The organism is Acuticoccus sediminis, assembly GCF_003258595.1.
Lineage (GTDB): Bacteria > Pseudomonadota > Alphaproteobacteria > Rhizobiales > Amorphaceae > Acuticoccus > Acuticoccus sediminis.
This window is the reverse complement of sequence record NZ_QHHQ01000039.1, coordinates 1-1,159: the sequence shown is the minus strand read 5'-3', so window position 1 is coordinate 1,159 and position 1,159 is coordinate 1. Positions and strand designations below refer to the sequence as shown.

1 protein-coding gene is annotated in these 1,159 nt (G+C 67.2%); it reads right to left on the bottom strand.

All coding sequences use genetic code 11. The features are described 5' to 3' along the window. Positions 1 to 34 precede the first annotated feature (34 nt). Positions 35 to 1,114: an IS5 family transposase gene (locus DLJ53_RS34565; RefSeq protein ID WP_111352843.1), complete on the bottom strand. Its 1,080-nt coding sequence runs from the start codon at positions 1,112 to 1,114 to the stop codon at positions 35 to 37. Positions 1,115 to 1,159 lie beyond the last annotated feature (45 nt).

The window sequence follows — 1,159 nt, the reverse complement described above, 5'->3', positions numbered from 1 at the left end:
GCGGCGGGTGCCCGCCCGCTCTTTGGGCCGCCGGTCAGGCGAGGCCGGCGCGGCGCTCGTGGAAAACGAGGCGCCTGATGTTGTAGGTGAGGTTGGCGAGGCCGATCTTGGCCTTGGCACGGGCGATCCCGACGGTTCGGACCGTCAGCGCCATCGCTCCCTTCTGATGGGAGAAGACCGGCTCGACAGCCGCACGGACGGCCGAGCGGGCAGCATTGCCACGGCGGATATTCGGGGCCATCAGCCGCCCCTTCGGCTTGCGGCGGTGAACCTCGCTGTTGAAGCCATGGGCATCCATGAACGCCTCGTTCGCCTTGGATCGGTAGGCGCTGTCGGCCCATACGGTCGAGGCGGTATTGCTGCGGTCGAGGAGCCCCCGGCGCAGCATGGCGCCGTCGTGGGCGGCCGCGTCGGTGACGTCCCATTTGCGGATGAAGCCGTGCCGCCGGTCGATCGAGATGTGGTTTTTATAGCCGAACACGGGGATCGCAATGTCGGCGTGGCGGGTGCCGTCATCGCGCTCGCGCGCCTTGCCGAAGACCAGCGTCCAGCGGGCGTCGCAGTCCTTCTGGCGCAGTTTCGCGGGATGGCTCTGCCACGCCTCAGGAACGCGGCCGGCCTTGATGTCGGCCTTCTCGCCATCGCTGTTGCGCTGCTTCGGCGCGGCAATGAGGCTGGCGTCGACGATCTGACCGGACATCGGGATGTACCCGGCCTCCCGCACCGCGGCGTCGAAGCGGGTGAACAGGCCTTCGATGGCGCCGGCCCTGGTCAGCCGCTCCCGGAAGAACCAGATCGTCTTCGCGTCCGGTGCCTTGTCGGCGAGGCCGAGCCCGAGGAAGCGCATGAACGACAGGCGGTCGTTGATCAGGAACTCGGCCCGATCGTCGGAGAGGTTGTTGCTGGCCTGGATCACCAGGATCTTGAACATCAACACGGGATCAAACGGCGGCCGGCCGCCCTTCGCCCGGTCGCTGTAGTCCAGCGCCGCCTCGAGCTCGGGGCGGAACATCTCGAAGTCGACGACCCTCGCGAACGCGTCCAACTGGTCGCCGAGGTCGCTCAGCCGCTGCAGACGATCCTCGACGTCGAAGAAACCAGGCTGTCCCCGCATCGCCGCTACCCCCGAATACCCACCTCAACTGAATCCGATTCGAAG